The sequence below is a fragment of the Chryseobacterium metallicongregator genome, assembly GCF_031324065.1.
Taxonomy (GTDB): Bacteria; Bacteroidota; Bacteroidia; order Flavobacteriales; family Weeksellaceae; genus Chryseobacterium; species Chryseobacterium metallicongregator.
In genome coordinates, this window is sequence record NZ_JAVIXS010000014.1 from 312,411 (window position 1) to 332,712 (window position 20,302).

Annotated in this window: 17 protein-coding genes; 10 read left to right on the forward strand and 7 right to left on the reverse strand. The window is 37.3% G+C overall.

Annotated features, from left to right (window positions below; all coding sequences use genetic code 11):
* Positions 1-6: 6 nt before the first annotated feature.
* The 6 genes from fusA (at position 7) to REB14_RS14900 (ending at position 8,268) form a co-directional block, all read left to right on the forward strand.
* Positions 7-2,124: an elongation factor G gene (gene fusA / locus REB14_RS14875; RefSeq protein ID WP_079240231.1), complete on the forward strand. Its 2,118-nt coding sequence runs from the start codon at positions 7-9 to the stop codon at positions 2,122-2,124.
* Between the two features lie 16 nt (positions 2,125-2,140).
* Positions 2,141-2,446, forward strand: coding sequence for a 30S ribosomal protein S10 (gene rpsJ / locus REB14_RS14880; protein WP_002661363.1), 306 nt, complete (start codon positions 2,141-2,143; stop codon positions 2,444-2,446).
* 322 nt (positions 2,447-2,768) lie between these two features.
* Complete coding sequence (locus REB14_RS14885; protein WP_079240232.1) at positions 2,769-4,940, forward strand: TonB-dependent siderophore receptor; 2,172 nt, start codon at positions 2,769-2,771, stop codon at positions 4,938-4,940.
* 13 nt (positions 4,941-4,953) lie between these two features.
* Complete coding sequence (locus REB14_RS14890; protein WP_079240233.1) at positions 4,954-5,241, forward strand: hypothetical protein; 288 nt, start codon at positions 4,954-4,956, stop codon at positions 5,239-5,241.
* A gap of 133 nt (positions 5,242-5,374) precedes the next feature.
* Positions 5,375-5,872 carry a low affinity iron permease family protein gene (locus REB14_RS14895; RefSeq protein WP_079240234.1) on the forward strand — a complete coding sequence of 166 codons (498 nt, stop codon included), beginning with the start codon at positions 5,375-5,377 and terminating at the stop codon, positions 5,870-5,872.
* Between the two features lie 164 nt (positions 5,873-6,036).
* Positions 6,037-8,268, forward strand: coding sequence for a zinc-dependent metalloprotease (locus REB14_RS14900; RefSeq protein ID WP_309522545.1), 2,232 nt, complete (start codon positions 6,037-6,039; stop codon positions 8,266-8,268).
* Between the two features lie 60 nt (positions 8,269-8,328).
* On the opposite strand, the gene REB14_RS14905 is transcribed toward REB14_RS14900, so the two are convergent.
* The 7 genes from REB14_RS14905 to REB14_RS14935 form a co-directional block, all read right to left on the reverse strand.
* A complete protein-coding gene (locus tag REB14_RS14905; RefSeq protein ID WP_309522546.1) occupies positions 8,329-11,049 on the reverse strand; it encodes a hypothetical protein in 2,721 nt (906 codons plus the stop codon).
* A 77-nt stretch (positions 11,050-11,126) separates the two neighbouring features.
* Positions 11,127-12,104 (reverse strand): hypothetical protein, encoded by a 978-nt coding sequence (locus tag REB14_RS14910; RefSeq protein ID WP_309522547.1) that lies wholly within the window; start codon positions 12,102-12,104, stop codon positions 11,127-11,129.
* 241 nt (positions 12,105-12,345) lie between these two features.
* On the reverse strand, positions 12,346-12,768 hold the full coding sequence (locus REB14_RS14915; RefSeq protein ID WP_309522548.1) for a hypothetical protein: 423 nt from the start codon (positions 12,766-12,768) through the stop codon (positions 12,346-12,348).
* A gap of 172 nt (positions 12,769-12,940) precedes the next feature.
* Complete coding sequence (locus REB14_RS14920; RefSeq protein WP_309522549.1) at positions 12,941-13,753, reverse strand: hypothetical protein; 813 nt, start codon at positions 13,751-13,753, stop codon at positions 12,941-12,943.
* A 5-nt stretch (positions 13,754-13,758) separates the two neighbouring features.
* Positions 13,759-14,490 (reverse strand): MIP/aquaporin family protein, encoded by a 732-nt coding sequence (locus tag REB14_RS14925; protein WP_079240240.1) that lies wholly within the window; start codon positions 14,488-14,490, stop codon positions 13,759-13,761.
* A 23-nt stretch (positions 14,491-14,513) separates the two neighbouring features.
* Positions 14,514-16,010: a glycerol kinase GlpK gene (glpK, locus tag REB14_RS14930; RefSeq protein ID WP_309522550.1), complete on the reverse strand. Its 1,497-nt coding sequence runs from the start codon at positions 16,008-16,010 to the stop codon at positions 14,514-14,516.
* Between the two features lie 10 nt (positions 16,011-16,020).
* Positions 16,021-17,619 carry a glycerol-3-phosphate dehydrogenase/oxidase gene (locus REB14_RS14935; RefSeq protein ID WP_309522551.1) on the reverse strand — a complete coding sequence of 533 codons (1,599 nt, stop codon included), beginning with the start codon at positions 17,617-17,619 and terminating at the stop codon, positions 16,021-16,023.
* A 116-nt stretch (positions 17,620-17,735) separates the two neighbouring features.
* Between REB14_RS14935 and REB14_RS14940 the strand changes: the two genes are divergently transcribed.
* The 4 genes from REB14_RS14940 (at position 17,736) to rplW (ending at position 20,287) form a co-directional block, all read left to right on the forward strand.
* Positions 17,736-18,500 (forward strand): DeoR/GlpR family DNA-binding transcription regulator, encoded by a 765-nt coding sequence (locus tag REB14_RS14940; protein ID WP_079243831.1) that lies wholly within the window; start codon positions 17,736-17,738, stop codon positions 18,498-18,500.
* 249 nt (positions 18,501-18,749) lie between these two features.
* Positions 18,750-19,373 carry a 50S ribosomal protein L3 gene (gene rplC / locus REB14_RS14945; protein ID WP_309522552.1) on the forward strand — a complete coding sequence of 208 codons (624 nt, stop codon included), beginning with the start codon at positions 18,750-18,752 and terminating at the stop codon, positions 19,371-19,373.
* The gene (rplD, locus tag REB14_RS14950) at positions 19,364-19,993 is read left to right on the forward strand and encodes a 50S ribosomal protein L4 (protein ID WP_034694672.1); all 630 of its coding nucleotides are present in this window, start codon (positions 19,364-19,366) and stop codon (positions 19,991-19,993) included. Before rplC ends, rplD begins: the two co-directional genes overlap by 10 nt.
* 3 nt (positions 19,994-19,996) lie before the next feature.
* Entirely contained in the window at positions 19,997-20,287 is a 291-nt protein-coding gene (gene rplW / locus REB14_RS14955) for a 50S ribosomal protein L23 (protein ID WP_002983204.1), read from the forward strand.
* Positions 20,288-20,302 lie beyond the last annotated feature (15 nt).

Genomic DNA, 20,302 nt, shown 5'->3' on the forward strand with positions numbered 1-20,302 from the left:
TCTGAAATGGGAAGAGATCTTAAATTTACAAGAAATATTGGTATCGCTGCTCACATTGATGCAGGTAAGACTACCACTACAGAAAGGATTCTATTCTATACAGGGGTAAACCACAAAATTGGTGAAGTTCACGATGGTGCTTCTACAATGGACTGGATGGAGCAGGAAGCAGAAAGAGGTATTACTATTACTTCTGCAGCGACCACTTGTTCTTGGAACTTTCCAACAGATCAAGGAAAACCTCTAGCTGATACTAAGCCTTACCACTTCAACATCATTGATACACCGGGACACGTTGACTTCACAGTAGAGGTAAACAGATCTTTAAGAGTATTGGATGGATTGGTATTCTTATTCTCTGCAGTAGATGGAGTAGAGCCTCAGTCTGAAACAAACTGGAGACTTGCTGACAACTACAAAGTTGCAAGAATGGGATTCGTAAACAAAATGGACAGACAAGGTGCTGACTTCCTTAACGTGGTAAACCAGGTTAAAGAAATGTTAGGATCTAACGCAGTTCCAATCGTTTTACCAATCGGTGCTGAAGAAGATTTCAAAGGTGTTGTTGACTTAATTAAAAACAGAGCGATCATCTGGGATGAAGCAGGACAAGGAGCTACTTTCGAAGTAGTGCCAATTCCTGAAGATATGAAAGATGAAGTTCTTGAATATAGAGAGAAACTAGTAGAAGCTGTTTCTGAATATGACGAAACTTTGATGGAGAAATTCTTCGAAGATCCGGATTCAATTACAGAAGAAGAAATCAATGCTGCATTGAGAGCTGCTACTATTGATTTATCTATTATCCCAATGACTTGTGGTTCTTCATTCAAGAATAAAGGAGTACAGTTTATGTTGGATGCAGTATGTAAATACCTTCCTTCTCCATTGGATAAAGATGATATCAAAGGTACTGACCCAAGAACAGATGCTGAAATTACAAGAAAGCCATCTGTAGATGAGCCTTTCTCTGCTCTAGCATTTAAGATTGCTACTGACCCGTTCGTGGGAAGATTAGCATTCTTCAGAGCATACTCTGGAAGACTGGATGCTGGTTCTTATATCTTGAACACTCGTTCAGGAGATAAAGAAAGAATCTCTAGAATCTATCAGATGCACGCTAACAAGCAAAACCCAGTAGAATATATTGAAGCTGGTGATATTGGTGCAGCAGTAGGATTCAAGTCTATCAAAACTGGTGATACAATGTGTGACGAGAAAAACCCAATCGTTCTTGAATCGATGGTTTTCCCTGATCCGGTAATTGGTATCGCTGTTGAGCCTAAAACTAAAGCTGACCAGGATAAAATGGGTAACGCTTTAGCAAAATTGGCTGAAGAAGATCCAACGTTTACGGTTAGAACTGACGAAGCTTCTGGACAAACGATTATCTCTGGTATGGGTGAGCTTCACTTAGATATCATTGTTGACCGTATGAAGAGAGAGTTCAAAGTTGAAGTAAACCAAGGACAACCTCAGGTAGAGTACAAAGAAAACTTAACAAAAGTTGCTCAACACAGAGAAGTTTACAAAAAACAATCTGGTGGTAAAGGTAAATTTGCTGACATTGTATTTGAACTAGGACCTGCAGACGAAGGTAAAGTTGGTTTAGAATTCATCAATGAGATCAAAGGTGGTAACGTTCCTAGAGAATTTGTTCCTGCAATTGAAAAAGGATTTAAAGCTGCAATGAAGAACGGTCCTTTGGCTGGTTTCGAAGTTGAAGGTATTAAAGTTACTCTTAAAGATGGATCTTTCCACGCGGTGGATTCTGATGCTCTTTCATTTGAAATGGCTGCTAAATTAGGATTTAAAGAAGCGGGACGTGCTGCTAAGCCAGTAATTATGGAGCCTATTATGAAGCTGGAAGTTGTAACTCCGGAAGAATATATGGGTAACATCATTGGTGACCTTAACAAAAGAAGAGGTACTATCAGTGGTCAGGAAGAGAAAAATGGAGCTGTTGTAATCAAAGGTTCTGTTCCACTTTCTGAAATGTTTGGATATGTAACTACTCTAAGAACACTTTCATCAGGAAGAGCTACTTCTTCTATGGAATTAGAGAAGTACCAAGCTACTCCACAAAACGTTGCTGAAGAAATCATAGCTAAAGCAAAAGGTTAATTTTTAAATTAAAGAAATGTCACAAAGAATCAGAATAAAACTAAAATCTTACGATTACAACTTGGTAGACAAGTCTGCTGAGAAAATCGTAAAAACGGTAAAGGCTACTGGTGCTGTTGTAAACGGTCCAATTCCATTGCCAACGAATAAGAGAATCTTCACAGTATTGAGATCTCCGCACGTAAACAAGAAAGCAAGAGAGCAGTTCCAACTTTCAGCTCACAAGAGACTAATGGATATCTACTCTTCTTCTTCTAAAACTGTTGATGCTCTAATGAAATTAGAACTTCCTTCAGGTGTAGACGTTGAAATTAAAGTGTGATAAATGCATACTTTGCAATGATTATACAATCCGTTCCTTTTTAGGGACGGATTTTTTTAGGGATTGCTTTACGGAATCAAAACGATCAAAAGCAGATTTGAAAACTATCAAATCTGCTTTTTTTTGCATTGTACTTTCTATAATCATAAAAAGTGTTAAGGAGATTACCCTTAATGATAGAGTGGATCTGTTCAGGGATTTTAAAGAGTCCTGCTGAAGGATTAATGATCTGATATTAATACTTCTTTTTCAGGTGACATATGTCACTGTTGTTTATTTATTTAGAATTAATAAAAATAATAATTTTGCAAAAAATTATCAGATGAATAAAGTAGTATCCTTTTCTCTGCTTGTATTAGGTGGGGTTTTTGTAAATGCACAGAAAGTTAATGATTCTATTAAAAAGTCGAAGGAAATTGACGAAGTAGAATTATTCGGTGAAAGAAAAAAGCAGCCGCAAGGTTTGGAGACAATCACAAGATTGCCATTAAAAACCAGAGATCAGATTCAGAGTATTTCAGTAATCTCCCATAAAGTAATTGAGGATCTAGGAGGGTTAACGGTTACAGACGTTGCAAAGAATGTTCCTGGAGTAACTCAATTCGGTAGCTACGGTGGAACCAGAGAAAGTATGTCCATCAGAGGATATAGGGGAGTTCCGGTTTTAAAGAACGGAGTTCAGATGGATTCTGATTTCCGTACTGCAGGAATGCTTACCGATATGCAGGGAATAGAAAGTATTCAGATAATTAAAGGATCTGCTGCTGTAACACAGGGAATAGGTGACGGTTTAGGTTCTGCAGGTGGAGTGATTAATGTGGTTACTAAAGTTCCTAAATTTATCAATCAGACGAATGTTGGTTTCAGATATGGAAGCTGGGATTTCTATAGACCAACAGTTGACTTTCAGAGAGTATTAGATTCTCAGGGGAAAGTTGCTGTCAGACTCAATGCAGCTTACCAAAATAATAATAGCTTCAGAAGATTTATTAATACAGAGCGTATTTACGTAAATCCATCCATTGCCATCCGCCCGGACGATAAAACTGAGATTGTGGTGGAAATGGATTATATGCATAACAATACAACACCGGATAGAGGAACTGTAAACCTTGCCAAAGGAGATACTGAGGCAATATACAAAATGCCGGGAAGAAAATTCCTTGGATTTTCTACAGATAATGCAAAGACCGAAACATTCAACTTCTCAACAACAGTTACAAGAAAGCTAACTGAGAAATTGAGATTAAGAGCGGCTTATATGAGCTCATCTTATCAGACTGAAATTGTAGGTGCAGCACTCGCTCCTTTAAAGAGAGATAACCCGACAGAGTTCCGTAACAGAACATTAACCCGATCTGATAGAGAGGATTTAAATAAAGTATTTCAATTCGATTTTATTGGAGCTGATGTCATGACAGGATTCATGAAACATACTTTTCAGGTAGGTTTTGACTGGAAAGAATCTAATGTTACAACGACTTCATATAAAGCAAAAGATGTTGACCAGATCAATGTCCTGAATGAAATTAACAATATTCTTCCTGCAGGAGTTAATATAGACTTATCAACAGCTAACGCTATTAATACAGTAGCACCTACAATGGGGTTAATGGCACAGGATGTCATTACTTTTAATAAGTATGTTAAAGCTCATTTAGGAGTTCGTTACAGCAGACTCATTGGCTCAGATAAAGAAAAAGACTACGCATGGAATCCTTCATTGGGGATTATGATTTCTCCGATTGAAAATATGAACATATTTGGTTCCTATACAAGCACTACAGCGCTGAGAAGTTCCAATAATGTATTGTTCAGCGGAGGAACTGTAGGAGCATCTACTACAAAACAATGGGAGGCTGGAATTAAATCAGACTGGTTGAATGAAAGATTAAGATTTAATGTAACGCTTTTTGATATCAAGACAGATAATTTATCATATGAACTTCTTGATGGCGGAAATCCTACCGGAAAATATGCCCTTGCCGGTAACTTAAAAAGACAGGGTGTTGAAGTTGAATTGATAGGTAAAATTCTTCCAAACCTACAAGTGATGACAGGATGGGCTTATGTGGATGCGCAATATGAAGACAGCCCTTCATTTGTGAATGGTTCAGCACCTATTAATACCCCTAAACATTCTGCTAATGCGTGGTTGAATTATAAATTCGATACAGGCATGTTAACAGGTCTTGACGTAGGAGCCGGAATCTATTTTGTTGGACAAAGACCAGTGGATGACTATAAACAACAATATACCAATACAGAAAATGGCCATGTGAATGGAACTCAGCCAGGAGAAAAACCTTTCTTCATGCCGCAATATACTACGGTAGATGCCCAGATAGGATATTCCTTCAAAAATGGATTAGGATTAAGAGGGTTCTTCAATAATATCTTTGATTCAGTAGGATATAATTCTTATTTCAGAGGAGGGTACATTGATCAGATTCAGCCGAGAAACTTTGCTGTACAGGTAAACTATAAATTCTAACTCAAAAAATATTATGAAAATTACCAGAACAGTATTCTTATCATTGATTGCCGTAGCTGGTTTAGTTTCATGTTCCGAAGAGCATTTGTCTGATGAAGAACTGAAAACAGCCAGAGAAAATATTGAAAAAAGTTACAATAATCCTAAAAGCATATACTCTTGGGGGAATATTTCTCCCTGGAAGGATCATGGGAATAACACATTTTATCCAAAACCTTTTTCATCTGCTCAAATCGGAAAGAGTATGATAGCAGAAGAAAAACAAAACCTTGAAAACCGTTTTTCAGGAAAAATCAAATAATATATTTCACACATTCATATCAATTTTAATTAGAAAACATTAAGACAATACTCTGTCTTAATGTTTTTTGTTTGTGTTTATTATTCCTGATTCCTGTTAATTTTATACATTTATTATTTTAAAAACAAAAGCTATGAGTCATAAAGATCATCATATTTTTGAGAAATTTTCAAACTGGGCTGTGAAATTTACAGGAAGTCCGTATGCTTTTATAGGAGCTTTTCTTATTGTAGTAGTATGGGCAGTTTCAGGACCTTTTTTTGACTATTCCGAAACCTGGCAGTTAGTAATCAATACAGGCACTACAATCATTACTTTTCTGATGGTTTTCCTGATTCAGAAAGCTCAGAACAAAGATTCCAAAGCCATACAGATCAAACTCAATGAGCTTATTGCGGCTCATGAAAAAGCAAGCAACCGTATTGTGGATATTGAAGATCTTACGGAAGCAGAATTGGACCAGCTTCACATCTATTATGAAAAACTGGGGCAGCTTGCCAAAAAAGATGCTGATATTCATACTTCTCATTCCATTGATGCAGCACAAAGAAATCAGGATTATAAGTATGAATTCTTTAAAAGAAAACATGAAGAATGGATGCAGAAACAGGAACATAAAAAGCAGAATTAAAAATTTTCTAAATATTTTTGAATATTATGATTTTTTTTAATTCTCTTATTGGTGTTATTATGGATTTTAGTGTTTATTTTTAATTTTTAATCTTGTTTTTAGTGTTTGTTTCAATAAATATTTACTTTTATTGAAAAAAACATATGAAAGCAAAATTATTTTGTTTGCCGATATTTCTGTTAGCAATATCCGCAAATGCACAATGGAGCAGAGGATTGCCTCAACAGAAAATAATAAAAAAGAGTGATCATTCTGTTTACTACAAGCTTGATATTGACCAGATAAGAACACAGCTGCTAAGAGCTCCTAAAATGGGTGAAGGTTCTCCCATTACTATCAATATTCCTACTCTTGAAGGGAAAATAGAAAAATTTACCGTCAACAGTTTTCCGGTTATGGATGAAACTTTGGCTAATAAATACCAGTTGGGCTCTTATGTAGGGATTGGAACTGATGATCCAACCAAATACATCCGTTTCAGCGTTGCTCCCAATGATTTCCAGTCTATGATTATTGGTGCCGACGGGCAATATGAATTTATAGAACCTGCAACATCTGATAAGTCTTATTATTCCGTACATGGGAAGACTAATAAGAACGGACATGCATTTGTGTGTAATACAAAAGAAGATAAAGAAGCTGTTGCTAGAATGCAGAAGCTTATGAACTCCGGATCTACAGCCAAATCAAATAATAAAACATTCCATACCCTTAGACTGGCAATGTCTGTAACAGGGGAATATACTGCTTTCTTTGGAGGGGCAGCAGGTGCTCTTACCCAAATAAATGCTACTTTATCAAGAGTGAATGGTGTACTTGAAAAAGAATTTAATGTACATGTTAATGCGATTAATGCTCCCAACCTAATATTTACGGATGCTGCCAATGATCCTTATAGCGAATCCAGTCTTATGTGTAAATGGAATAATGAATTGATGAATACATTACATGGAGGAGCATACGGTGTTACAGATGCAGATTTTGATATAGGACATTTATTTGGAGCAACAGGGGGCGGTGGAAGTGCCGGTTGTATCGGTTGTATCGGAAGTAATGATACCTCTACAAGTATTGATCCTAGTTGTCAAAACTCACCTTCTCCAGGCAATTATAAAGGAAGTGGATATACTTCCCCTGGAATTGATTATTACGCTGGTGGAACATGGAACCAAAACAGTACTGCTCAATTACCACCAAGTGGAGACGCTTTTGATATTGATTTTGTAGCACATGAGATCGGGCACCAATTGGGAGATTCCCATACATATAGTTTCTACGAAAATTTTCTGAATCAGGAAGTAGAACCAGGTTCAGGATCTACCATCATGGGATATGCAGGAATTACAGGTCCGAATACAGATGTACAAAAGCATTCCGATGTATATTTTCATAATGTAAGTATTGAGCAGGTACAGACCAATCTTGCTTCTGTAACAGCAGATATTGAAACTCCGATTACCAATAATCCACCTGTGGTTACAGCAATGCCTACTACTTATACCATTCCGAAATCTACAGCATTTGTGTTGACGGCATCAGCTACAGATCCGGATGGAGATGCACTGACCTATTGCTGGGAACAGGTAAATCCGAGCAGTTTAGGCAATGGAGTAACCAAAAATAATATCGGAAATACAAGTTCAGGAGCGAATTTCAGATCCTGGGCACCTACTGCAAGTCCTACAAGATATTTTCCTAAACTGGCTACAGTGCTTGGCGGTGCTGTAAAAAATACAACAGATTTTGAAGCTGCAAGTACAGTAGCAAGAACAACAAACTTCCGTGTAACGGTAAGAGATAATAAACCGGGAGGACAGGCTCAGACTGCTCATACTACACAGACTGTAGTTGTAGGGAATGCGGCTGCGTTTACCGTTAATACAACATCACTGACTCCTAATGCGAACTCTGCTATTGCATGGACGGTTTCCGGAACTACAGCTTCTCCATATAATGTAGCGAATGTTAAAATTGATTATACAGAAGATGGTGGAGTAACCTGGAATGATCTGACGGCATCAGTACCCAATAACGGATCGGCAAGTGTTTTCGTTCCTGCATCTTTAGCCGGAAAAACAATTCACCTGAGAGTTTCTGCTATCGGAAATGTTTTCTACGCAGCGAAACAGGCTACCGTATCCAGCCTATTGGCCGTTTCTGAAGCTGGAAGTGCCAAATCGGTTAAGATTTATCCGAACCCGGTAGAAGATGTATTGAATGTCATGAATGTTTCTTCAAACGCTTCTTATGAAATTTTCAATGCTCCGGGACAGGTGATTGCAAAAGGAACCATAGGAGAGGGTAAAATTAATGTAAGAACACTTGTGAAAGGAATCTACTTTATTACAATCAATAATAAAGAAGAGAAGAGCACCACTAAATTTGTGAAAAAATAATACGGTAAAAATACCAAAATAAAAACCTCTGATCACTCAGAGGTTTTTTTATGGAAGATATTATCTCATGAAATAACTGAAATAACTACAGCTGCCCATCAGGCTTTTCGTTGTTTCAGTGTCAGAATACTGAGCTTTCAGCTGAGCAAAGTAGGTTCTGTATTTCTGGTTTTTAAGTTGGTCCATTTCCTTTTGGCGGGCCTCTTCTTTTTCAGACCATTTCGGATCTGAATAATCAAAATCTTTTGGAGCTTTCGCTTCATATTGGTAATATTTACCCTGTTCGGCACTTGCCATCTGGAATAAGATTCTTGCTTTTTCTTCTTTATTACTGGAAAGCTTAAGCGCTTTTTGATAATAATTGATAGACAGATCAAAATTGTCAGGTTCAATATAAGAGGTATCAAGGAAGTTTTTATAATAATACTTATAAGGGTTCTTTCTGTCCGTATTCCAGAAGTCGTATTTACCTCCGTTGCTGTTATCAATATCCATAACAAACAATTGACGGTAATAACCTAAAATGGAGGTGTTGTACAATAAGTTTCCGATAAGCTGGTTGGCTTTTGCTGCTTTTTCATCCGTTCCGTTTCCAATCTTTTTAAGTTGAATCAGTGCGTCTGCCAGTTCAAGTTTATCCATACTTGTTTTGATGAAAGGGAAATCTGTATAGTTTTCGGCTTTCATACTTTCAGCATCAGGACTTCCGAAACTTTCCCAAACATTATGTCCGAATACCAGATTTGAAATGTTTTTAAATCCGTCATACTCTGCAGGTGCATATTGTTTTGGAGTGATGGTCTGGCCATTCTTTTCTGTCCATTCATAATTCTGTCTTGGAATACCGGCAAAGCTTTTTGCTTTTCCATAATAAGCTTTTGCCTTTTCAAAATCGGCAAGCCTCATGGCTCTGTCTCCATAAATGGTACTGAAGAAGGCATCAATATTGCCTACGCTGTCCATGTTTTTGGCAATGATCTGTTGTTCAAACTGAGTTTTATTTGGCTTCCTGTAAAACTCTTCCACACTTTTCACTAAGTTGGAATTTGGATTGTACTGGAGATCAGAAAGCTTATTGTTCATCAGGAAAGATTTTCCATCTTCTCCCTGAAGGAAATAACGGTTAGCAATAACATCTTTAAGGAAATCTACAGTAGAAGGCACTTCACCATAATAATCGAAATTATCTGTAGCAGCGGTGTCTTTTTTTACTTTTTTCTCTACGAAATATTCCGCATAATCTTTCATCAGGTGATCTTCATATTCTGCATCAATTTTAGGCTGAGAAACAATATCATTCAGAACTTTCATTCTTTTGATTTCCTCCAGATATTCAGGGTTAGCTGTTTTGATGTCGTCCAGAATTTCAGAACTTCCTTTGTAATCTTTCTTTAAAAATTTGAGATAAGCATCGGCAATCTGCCAGTATTCATCTTTAGATTTTTCTTTTGTTTTATCAGTGAATTTCTCCAGATCATCAAGGAAATCCTGTGTTTTTTCATCGTAATAATAACCCGTTCTGTTATAGAATGGAATTCGGTCAGGATTACTGAATAACTCATCATCACTTTGATCAGCTTTAGCACTATCACCTGTTTTTTCAGATTTGGAACCGCCGAAAAGATTTTTAAAGAACCTTACAATTTTCTGCCAGAAAGAAAGTTTTTCTTCCTTTACTTCAGGTTTCGTTTGAGCTGTAGAATTGTTTTTTGCAGCGTTGTCCGTAGAGTTTTCTTTTGCCGATACCTTTTGAGCCTCCGAAGTATAGTAATACGTAGGCAGATAGCTTCTTTCAAGTTCATTGATACTTCTTGCAGCCATTACCTTCAGAATCTCGGAATCAGGATTGATCTCATACATCTTTTCCATCATTGGAATAGGATTGTTGAAGTCTTCATATCCTAACAGAAAATAAGCCATATTCTTTTCCTCATTCGTATTGGCTCTTTTCATGATATTGCTGAAAGAGGCAGTATCTGAAAGCTTCATAGAAACAAATGCAGATTCTTTACGGTCTTTGCTATTCATGAATACCTGGAAAAAATTCCAGTTAGCATCACTGTTCATTTCCAATCCTCTTTGTGCTCCTGCCAATTGGTCCAGAGACATGAAATAGACTGTTCCTTTTAGTTTGATGGGAGCAACATATGTTTTGAAAGCCTGTACCGCAGAATCATAATTTCTTGTATAATGATTCAGACGTACCAGCTGATATCCGTAACGTTGTTTGATTTCAGGATTTCTCGCTGCGTTGTATAAAGAGGTCAAAGCTGCGATCGTTTTATTGTAATCAAGAGCAGTAGCATTTTTTCTGTTGGCATCTCTGTCATAATAGAATGAGTTTTCACTTTCTATATAATTGATGCTCATATAAGGCTCAAGATATTTGGCTTCAATCAAATAATCAATGCCTTCCTTGTATTTTTGGTAAAATCCTGTACCTAGTTTTTGTAAAATAGGGTTGGTTGGATTTCCGCTCTTTAAAGCATTCAGGTCGTTCATACTGATTTTATACACCAGATTCTGGGTTTCAGAATAGCTGAGCTGATTGTTGAAGAACCTTTTCCATGTTTCCACATTGTCATCAGGAATCAATGCTGAGTTATATCCTCCATAAAATCTGCTTGAATAATTGTGCAGAAAAGGAAGATAAGCCTTGTCCTTGATGATGGTTTGTGTAAAAAGGTTGAAGTAATCATAATCAGGATCTGACCACGCACACGCGTCAGATTGTGTATAGAAAAGTGATACAACCGCAAGTGAAAGAATGTACTTTTTCATAGGGTGTGTAGTGTTTTTTTAGTTTTAATATTGTATGATGGTAGTGTTCTGGTAAGTATGCCTCTATCTTTAAAAGATTAAAATTTCCGGTCTAACACAAATTTACTATCTAATTGATAATAAATGATATTAAAATGCGGGATTTTTTTCTGTAAAAAGGCAATGACATCGTCAAGCTGTTCTTCGGAGATTTCTTCTACCTTTATTTTGAAGCCTTTATTTAAATAGCTTCCAAAGTAGAATCCGTCTTTCATGACTTCAACTTCATGATCTGAAATCTTTTTGAAATTGGAGTTTTCCAGATCTCTTTTCGATAAGGCATTAATAAGTTTGTGTTTTCCTAAATGATTGGTAACAATCCCCCACGAATAAATAGGAAGTGCCACTTCAATATTTTTGATAGGATACTCTTCTATTTTCGAAAGATAACTTTTCAGAATATTCACATCCAGGATAGAATTCTTATCAGAGTTCTCGAGAGGTGATGAAGTAGAGTAGCACATCAGGTATACTTTTTCTACCGGAGGAATTCCGGTCTGCTTTTTATCTTTCACCTGATGAAGACGGAGCGTGCAGGTAATTTCTTTTCCGGAAACTCTTTTGAGTTCTTTCAGAAATTTAAAATAATCATTCCGTGTTCCGGCGGTCCAGTCACAATCAATTTGAATTTCAGGATAAGTTTTCAGTTGATATACTTCTGTTTTCTTTTGAACCAATAGATGAATGCTTTCTGCCAGGAATTTGATCTCTTCTGCAGAAATACCCAGTAATGTCTGATTGGTAATGAAAACCGTAGGAACAATCTGCTTGTCTGTCTGAAAACTTTGGTCTTTGGTGATAACAGCAACGGGCTGAAATTTTCCGTTCACCTTATCTACATCAAAGAATCTGGTATATAAATAAGGAACAGTTGCCTGATCCAATGCTTTTTTCTCTTCTTGATCAAGCTTTAGTTTGGTTTTCCAGTAATAAAATGTGTAAGAATGATGTTCTTTCCTGCTGCATGATACAATAAGAAAAAAGATGAGTAGAAATAAGATTTTAAAATGTTTCATTGGTGTAAATCACCCTTCAAAAGTAAAGATATTTTGGCAGAATATAAACCGTAAAATCCCGGTGATTAAAGGTAGGAAGCAAAAGAATATTGTATTTACTTATTATGACTTGTTCAAATGCAGTAGATTGTATAACTATTCCCCTCCTCCGGAGGGGTGGCAAATTTATAATTTGACGGGGTGGTTTCTCACAACAAGAAAACCATCCCGGATGGAATGGCTTTCTCTATATATCATTTTACTACTTGAAAAATTCGCTTTCGCATGTACAGGTTTCTTTTTTGATGCTGTCAGAAGATGAGCAGCAGCCTTCAAGATTCTTAACATTTCCTTGTTCATCGGTAAGGTAAATTTTCTCTTTATCGAATTTCACGAAAAACGTTTCTTCAAATTTTTTAAAAACCACTTTCATTACCTTATTAGGTGCGTATTTACCAGCATTGATTTCTTCTGTTGTTTCTTCTCCGCTGGCTTGATTCACCTGGACATATCCAAAATGTACATCGCCATTATTTTTGAGATCCAGATAATAATGAGGAGTACCTGTGCCACTATATCCTTTCATAATATCAAAAGCTCTGTATCCAATAAAAGGAAGCTCTGTCTGCTGTGCCCACGTAAAAATACTAATACACAGAATCATTACACTGAAAAACTTTTTCATAGATATTTTTTTCAAAAGTAAAGATTTTTAAGCAAAACAGCTACCGTAAAAAAACGGTTATTGTATTTTAGAATAACTGTTATATTGCAAAATAGATTACCTTTTAATTGTAGCAATCATGACAAAGCCACCCCGAAAGGAGTGGCTTCTCTATAATTGAATTAAAGTTGGATTAAAAAACAGTTGCTGCAAGCTGAATCCTTGCAAACTTATTCGATGGGTTCCACATCGCCATTATGGTTACAGGAAGACTGTAATGATCGGTAATCTTAACAATTTTTCCGGCCTTTAGGCCTACATTTACAATGTCAAAGCTGTTTTTTCCATTGCCATATAAAAAGGTTTTGTCATTAAGGGCAAATCCGGCTCCTACAAATGCATCCAGATTGACTTTCTGTCCCTTAATAACAGGATAGCTTGCCTGTACATAAGTAGAATATCTGTTCTTTTTATAACTTCCATCAGCTTCCAGAATTACTTCTCCTGCATTGGCTCCTCCATAAAGCATGATATCAGCCTCAATATTGATCGGGAATGATGGCCCGAAAGTATAGTTCGTTCTTAAATCAATTATATGAGCCGTTCTTCTTTGTGAATAGCTGAAGATATCATCAGCAGCTACTGCAGTATTGATGTTTCGGGAGTTGTAAAGATCCCATAGCCCAATATAAAAACGTCCGTCAGAATATTGAATGTAATAATTGATTTCTTTATAGTGAGTATTATCCTTATCATCTGCTAATGCAGAAGCTCCCCAGATTCCTACCTTCCATTTTTTCTCAGCATCCAAGGCATACGACAGATTTCCCATTACCACAGGCTTATCGGTGATAATAAGTCCTCTCCATAAGTGATTATTCTGAATATTGGCTGTAAAATCAAGTCTTCCTTCTTTGGATTCCTTGACTTCAGTAGTTTCCTGTGAAAATAGCTTTCCTGCTCCTAAAACAAGAAAGAAGATCCCTTTTAAGATTTTTCTCATCATGTGCCTTATTTTAAAAATCCATATAAAACAGCTGCGATAATAGCTCCTGTTATAGGACCTACTACAGGAATCCACGCATAACTCCAGTCACTGCTCCCTTTTACCGGTAAAATAGCGTGCATAATTCTTGGTGCTAGATCTCTTGCGGGGTTAATGGCATAGCCTGTAGTTCCTCCAAGAGATAGGCCTATTGCCCACACTACAAACGTAACAGGAATTGCTCCAATAGAACCTAATCCTACTTTGGCTGTTGGATCTGCCTGTAAAGAAATACTTGGATCTGCAAAATAGAAGACGCAGAATACCAGTACAAACGTCCCGATAATCTCACTGATAAGATTGGAAGATGTTTTTCTGATAGCCGGACCTGTACTGAAACAAGCCAGTTTTGCTCCTTCATCTTCCGTAATGGCAAAATGATCTTTATGAAACAGCCATACTAAAAATGCACCCAGCATTCCTCCAATCATTTGGGCTGCAATATAAGAAGGAACCAGATCCCATGAAAATTTTCCTGCTGTCGCAAGACCAATGGTTACAGCCGGATTCAGATGGGCCCCACTTATTGGCCCTGCAACGGTTACTCCCACAAATACGGCCAATGCCCATGCGGTAGTAATAACAATCCATCCGGAATTATTTCCTTTCGTATCTTTCAAGACAACATTGGCTACAACACCGTTGCCTAACAATATAAGAAGCATCGTTCCGATAACTTCTGCAATAAATGGGGTCATATAAGTTTTTTTTGATGAGTAAGTTAATCTTCAATCCAGCTTTGAGCGCTTTTTACAGCTTTCTTCCAGAAGTGAGTCATTTTATCCACTTGTTCTCTGTTTAATTGGGGGTGGAAGTCTTTATCTACAATCCATTGCTCCTGGATTTCGTCTATGCTTTTCCAGTATCCTACTGCAAGTCCTGCAAGGTAGGCTGCTCCAAGAGCGGTAGTTTCCAATGTCTTTGGTCTTGTTATTTTAAATCCAAATAAGTCAGACTGGATCTGCATCAGAAGATCACTTGCAGAAGCACCACCGTCTACTCTTAATTCAAGACTTGCTCTTCCGGAATCAGCTTCCATAGCTTTTACAATATCATAAACCTGAAATGCAATTCCTTCCAGGGTTGCTCTTGCGATGTGTGCATCAGTAGTTCCACGTGTAATTCCTACAATTGTTCCACGGGCATATTGATCCCAGTATGGAGCACCAAGACCAGTTAATGCAGGAACAAAATAAACGCCTCCATTATCTTCTACAGAAGCGGCCAATTCATTCACCTGATCAGAAGAATGAATAAGCTTAAGACCATCTCTTAGCCACTGAATAGCGGCACCTCCTACGAATACACTTCCTTCAAGAGCGTAATTCACTTCTCCATTGATTTTCCAGGCTACTGTTGTAAGAAGGTTGTTCTTAGAAGAAACAGCTTCTGTTCCTGTGTTCATTAATAAGAAGCATCCTGTGCCGTAAGTGTTTTTTACCATTCCCGGAGTGGTACACATCTGTCCGAATAAAGCAGCTTGCTGGTCACCAGCAATACCCGCGATTGGAATTTTGGTAGAGAATAGGGTAGTAGCCGTTTCTCCGTATATTTCACTGCTTTGTTTAACTTCAGGAAGAATGTTTTTAGGAATGTCAAATAATTCTAATAAATCATTATCCCATTCTAAAGTATGAATATTAAGAAGCATTGTTCTACTGGCGTTGGAAACATCAGTGATAAACATTTTTCCGCGGGTCAGTTTCCATACAAGCCATGTATCAACAGTTCCGAAACATAATTTTCCTTCTTCGGCTTTCTGTCTTGCTCCTTCTACGTTATCAAGAATCCATTTCAGCTTAGTTGCTGAAAAGTACGCATCCAGAACAAGTCCTGTTTTTTCTTTGATCGTTTCTGCATGTCCCTGATCTTTCAGTTCGTCGCAGTATTTTGAAGTTCTTCGGTCCTGCCATACAATAGCATTGTAGATAGGTTCACCGGTTTCCTTATCCCAAACAATGGTAGTTTCACGTTGGTTGGTAATTCCGATAGCGGCAACTTCCAATCCGGAGATTCCTGCCTTTGCTATAATTTCTGCTGCTACGGAGATCTGTGAAGACCAGATTTCGTTTGGATCGTGCTCTACCCAGCCTGGGGTAGGGAATATTTGTCTGAAATCTTTTTGAGATACATATTCTATTTCTCCACTATGGTTGAAGAGAATCGCTCTGGAGGAAGTTGTTCCCTGATCTAGAGCGAGGATAAGCTTTTCATTCATGTATATAGTGCTAATTTAGGTTGATAACTTTAGGTGAGTAAGGCGTTAATAAATACCCTCTTGCTAATTCAATGAATTCATTTTCCTGTTGCTGAGCCCATTCTTCAGAATATCCTTTTTCTTCAGCGATGATTCTTGCTACGTTATGCGCGCTGTCTATAGCAGCCCTGGCATCCAGAAATAATAAACGTACTCTTCTTGCCAGAATATCTTCTATGGTTTCTGCCATTTCAGCTCTTACAGCCCATACTACTTCTGCTATAGTGAAAGGGTGATCCGGATGGATCTTCTGAGCGTAACGAGGATTGCTTTGTTGCAAGGCTTTGATAGCAGGAATATCAGATCCGTAAACGTATAGGTGGTTGGTTCTGTCTACCTGTTCGGGTTTTACATTTCCATGGATAGAAAGGTGTTCCGTTTTAGATAGACTATTTCCCAACCTGTGAACTTTCATTGCTTCGTCTACGGTGTCTTCTGCCATTTTACGGTAGGTGGTCCATTTTCCTCCGATAATAGAAACTAATCCGGTTTCTGAAGTAATAACTTTATGGCTTCGGGAAACCTCTTTGGTGCTTTTGCTTCCATCTTTAGGAGCGGCAAGCGGACGAAGACCTGCGAAAACTGATTTTACATCTTCACGCGTTGGCTTTTTAGCCAAATATTGTCTTGCTGTATTTAAAACAAAGCTGATCTCTTCTTCCAGTGCACGAGGCTCAAAGCTTTCGTCCTTCAAAAGAGTATCGGTAGTTCCTACCAAGGCTCTGTCATGCCATGGCACAACAAATAAAACTCTTCCGTCTGATGTTTTAGGAATCATGATGGCATCATCGCTTTTCAGGAAGGATTTATCCAGAACAAGGTGAATTCCCTGGCTTGGTACCACAAGTTTACCATGCTTAGGGTTGTTCATATTAAGAATATCATTCGTAAATACACCAGTTGCGTTGATCACTACTTTACCCTGTATCTGATATTGTTGTTTGGAAAACTGGTCTTCTGCAACTACACCTATTACTTTATCAGAATCATCTTTCAAAAGATTGATCACTTTCACATAGTTAACAGCACTTCCCCCTTTTTCAATGATCGTTTGGGTAAGGTTAATGGCAAGTCTGGCATCGTCAAACTGTCCATCCTGGTAAACAACACCACTCATTAAATGATTTTGTTCAATAGTAGGAAGCTTTTCAACTGTTTTCGATTTGCTGATGTATTTCGTTTTACCCAGGCTTAGTTTTCCCGCAAGGAAATCATAAACAGATAAACCTATCTTATAGTAGATTCCTCCCCACCAAGTGTAGTTCGGGATAATGAAAGACTGATTTTTTACGATATGAGCTGCGTTCTTTGCTAATAATCCTCTTTCCTTTAATGCTTCTTTTACCAATCCGACATCTCCCTGAGCGAGATATCTAACTCCGCCGTGTACCAATTTGGTACTTCTGCTGGATGTTGCTTTTGCGAAGTCATGAGATTCAAGCAATAAAGTTTTGAATCCTCTGCTTACTGCATCTAATGCTGAACCTAAACCACTGGCTCCTCCTCCTATGACAATAAAGTCCCATTCTTTTACATTGGTTAACTTACTGAGTTCTTCGTTTCGTTTCATAAATGTTTCGTTTATGTTTCGTTTTCAAATATATAAATTAAAAATGAAAGCAAAAAGAAAATAAATGAAATTTTAAGATGTCGAAAAAAAACGGTATTTTTGATGAAACGAATAAAATGGAAAAGCTATTACCAAGGCAGGATGAAATACTTAAAGAGCTTGATGAGAAAGGACATGTACTTGTTCAGGATCTGTGTGAAAAGCTCAGTGTTTCTTCAGTTACGATTCGAAAGGATCTGAACTATCTCGAAAGCCTGGGACTTCTTTTTAGAAATCACGGAGGAGCGAGTAAGCAGGTAAGATATGCTTATGAGAAAAATGTAGGGGAGAAAGAAAGCATCAATGTGGAAGCGAAACAGATTATTGCCAAAGCAGCATTGTCATTGATTCAGGAAAACGACTGTATTATACTGGCGTCCGGAACAACAATGCATTATCTTGCCAGAATGCTGATGAATTTTGGGCCACTTACGGTATTAACCTCTTCTTTACGGGTGGCTATTGAACTTTGTAATAATCCTAACATTAATATTATACAGTTGGGAGGCGAGGTAAGAAAAAGCTCTACTTCTATAGTGGGTTCTATTTCAGAAGGAATTCTAAAACAGTTTTCATGTAATAAACTTTTTCTGGGCGTAGATGGAATTGATCCTGAGTTTGGAATCAGTACCTCCAATGCTGCAGAAGCTCATTTGAATCAGATTATGATGGAGTGTGCGGATCAGACGGTGATTCTTGCAGATTCTTCCAAATTAAATAAAAAAGGATTTGGAAAGATTGCAGGTTTAGATCAGGTGGACTATCTTATTACGGATAGTGGTATTTGTGCTGAGGACAGGGCTGGACTGGAAGAAGTGGGTGTGAAGGTAATGGCTCAATAAGGTCTTCATCTTAATTTCTTTTTAAAAATCAAAATAAATCTTTGGGAAATTGGTTCTGAATTTTTTTAAAATCATCTAATTGATTAAAAATCAAAATATTTTAGTCGAAATATTTGTCAGTTACAAAATTATTCATACATTTGCACACTCATTTTAGGGGCGTAGTATGCCTATATCAAAAGTAGAAATTACTTCAGACTTCCGAAAAATGGGGATAAATAAAGGATAAATTTTATTATAATATAAACAATGTCAGGTATTATTGGTAAAAAAATCGGTATGACGTCTTTGTTTAACGAAGAAGGAAAAAACATTCCTTGTACAGTTATTCAAGCTGGTCCATGCTCGATTTTACAGGTCAGAACCTTAGAAAACGACGGTTATACAGCTGTTCAGTTAGGTTTCGATGACAAGAGTGAGAAGAACGTTGGTAAAGCGTTAGCTGGCCATTTTAAAAAGGCTGGTTCTGCTCCTAAAGCTAAATTGGTAGAATTCCACGTAGGATTTGCTGATGCTAAAATAGGAGAAGAAGTAAAAGTTGATCTATTCTCTGAAGGTGAATATGTTGACGTAACAGGAACTTCAAAAGGTAAAGGCTTCCAGGGTGTTGTTAAGAGACACGGATTTGGAGGTGTAATGCAGGCAACTCATGGTCAGCACAACAGACTTAGAGCTCCAGGTTCTATCGGTGCTGGTTCAGACCCTTCAAGAGTATTCAAAGGGATGAGAATGGCTGGAAGAATGGGAGGTAAGCAGGTAACTGTTCAAAACCTTCAAGTGTTAAAAGTTGATCAAGAACAAAATCTTTTAGTAGTAAAAGGTGCTGTTCCGGGAGCTAAAAATTCTTATGTAATTATCAGAAAATGGAACTAGTAGTATTAAATACATCAGGAAAAGAGACCGGAAGAAAAGTAACTCTAGACGAAACAGTATTCGGAATTGAGCCAAATCAGCACGCGGTTTACTTAGAAGTTAAGCAGTATCTTGCTGCTCAAAGACAAGGTACTCATAAAGCAAAAGAAAGAAGCGAAATTACTGCTTCTACTAAAAAGCTTAAGAAGCAAAAAGGATCAGGATCTGCTAGATACGGTGATATCAAATCTCCAGTATTCAGAGGTGGAGGTAGAGTATTCGGACCAAAACCAAGAGACTACAGATTCAAATTGAACAAAGCTCTTAAGAGATTGGCTAAGAAATCTGTTTTATCTCAAAAAATGAGAGACAACAGCATTAAAGTTTTAGAAGATGTGAGCTTTGACGCTCCTAAGACTAAAGATTTCATCAATGTATTAAATGCATTGGAACTTAACGGTAAAAAATCTTTATTCGTTCTTCCTGAAGCTAACAAGAATGTGTATTTATCTTCAAGAAACTTACCTAAAACTAAAGTAATGAACTTCAACGAGATCAGTTCTTACGATTTAGTAAACGCTGGTGAGATCATTTTCTTCGAAGGTGCAGTTGAAAAATTCCAGGAAAATTTAAAGAAATAAATCATGTCAGTTATTATTAAACCAGTTATTTCAGAAAAGGCTAATTACCTTACAGATTTAAGAGGTTCTTATTCTTTCTTAGTTAACCCTAAGGCGAATAAAATCGAGATCAAAAAAGCTGTTGAAGCAGCTTACGGTGTAAAAGTAGCAGACGTTAACACAATGATTTATGCTCCGAAGGTTTCTTCAAAGTACACTAAAAAAGGTCTTCAAGTAGGAAAGACAAATAAATTGAAAAAAGCGGTAATCAAACTTGCTGAAGGTGAGGTTATCGATATTTTTGCTGTAAATTAATTATTAATTATAAAT

Excerpts from the sequence above, each read along its gene's own strand:
- rpsJ (WP_002661363.1), top strand. The coding sequence starts at position 2,141 with ATGTCACAAAGAATCAGAATAAAACTAAAATCTTACGATTACAACTTG.
- fusA (WP_079240231.1), top strand. The coding sequence starts at position 7 with ATGGGAAGAGATCTTAAATTTACAAGAAATATTGGTATCGCTGCTCAC.
- REB14_RS14920 (WP_309522549.1), bottom strand. The coding sequence starts at position 13,753 with ATGATGAGAAAAATCTTAAAAGGGATCTTCTTTCTTGTTTTAGGAGCA.
- REB14_RS14890 (WP_079240233.1), top strand. The coding sequence starts at position 4,954 with ATGAAAATTACCAGAACAGTATTCTTATCATTGATTGCCGTAGCTGGT.
- REB14_RS14895 (WP_079240234.1), top strand. The coding sequence starts at position 5,375 with ATGAGTCATAAAGATCATCATATTTTTGAGAAATTTTCAAACTGGGCT.
- REB14_RS14940 (WP_079243831.1), top strand. The coding sequence starts at position 17,736 with ATGGAAAAGCTATTACCAAGGCAGGATGAAATACTTAAAGAGCTTGAT.
- rplC (WP_309522552.1), top strand. The coding sequence starts at position 18,750 with ATGTCAGGTATTATTGGTAAAAAAATCGGTATGACGTCTTTGTTTAAC.
- REB14_RS14925 (WP_079240240.1), bottom strand. The coding sequence starts at position 14,490 with ATGACCCCATTTATTGCAGAAGTTATCGGAACGATGCTTCTTATATTG.
- rplD (WP_034694672.1), top strand. The coding sequence starts at position 19,364 with ATGGAACTAGTAGTATTAAATACATCAGGAAAAGAGACCGGAAGAAAA.
- REB14_RS14915 (WP_309522548.1), bottom strand. The coding sequence starts at position 12,768 with ATGAAAAAGTTTTTCAGTGTAATGATTCTGTGTATTAGTATTTTTACG.
- REB14_RS14910 (WP_309522547.1), bottom strand. The coding sequence starts at position 12,104 with ATGAAACATTTTAAAATCTTATTTCTACTCATCTTTTTTCTTATTGTA.
- glpK (WP_309522550.1), bottom strand. The coding sequence starts at position 16,010 with ATGAATGAAAAGCTTATCCTCGCTCTAGATCAGGGAACAACTTCCTCC.
- REB14_RS14935 (WP_309522551.1), bottom strand. The coding sequence starts at position 17,619 with ATGAAACGAAACGAAGAACTCAGTAAGTTAACCAATGTAAAAGAATGG.
- rplW (WP_002983204.1), top strand. The coding sequence starts at position 19,997 with ATGTCAGTTATTATTAAACCAGTTATTTCAGAAAAGGCTAATTACCTT.
- REB14_RS14885 (WP_079240232.1), top strand. The coding sequence starts at position 2,769 with ATGAATAAAGTAGTATCCTTTTCTCTGCTTGTATTAGGTGGGGTTTTT.
- REB14_RS14905 (WP_309522546.1), bottom strand. The coding sequence starts at position 11,049 with ATGAAAAAGTACATTCTTTCACTTGCGGTTGTATCACTTTTCTATACA.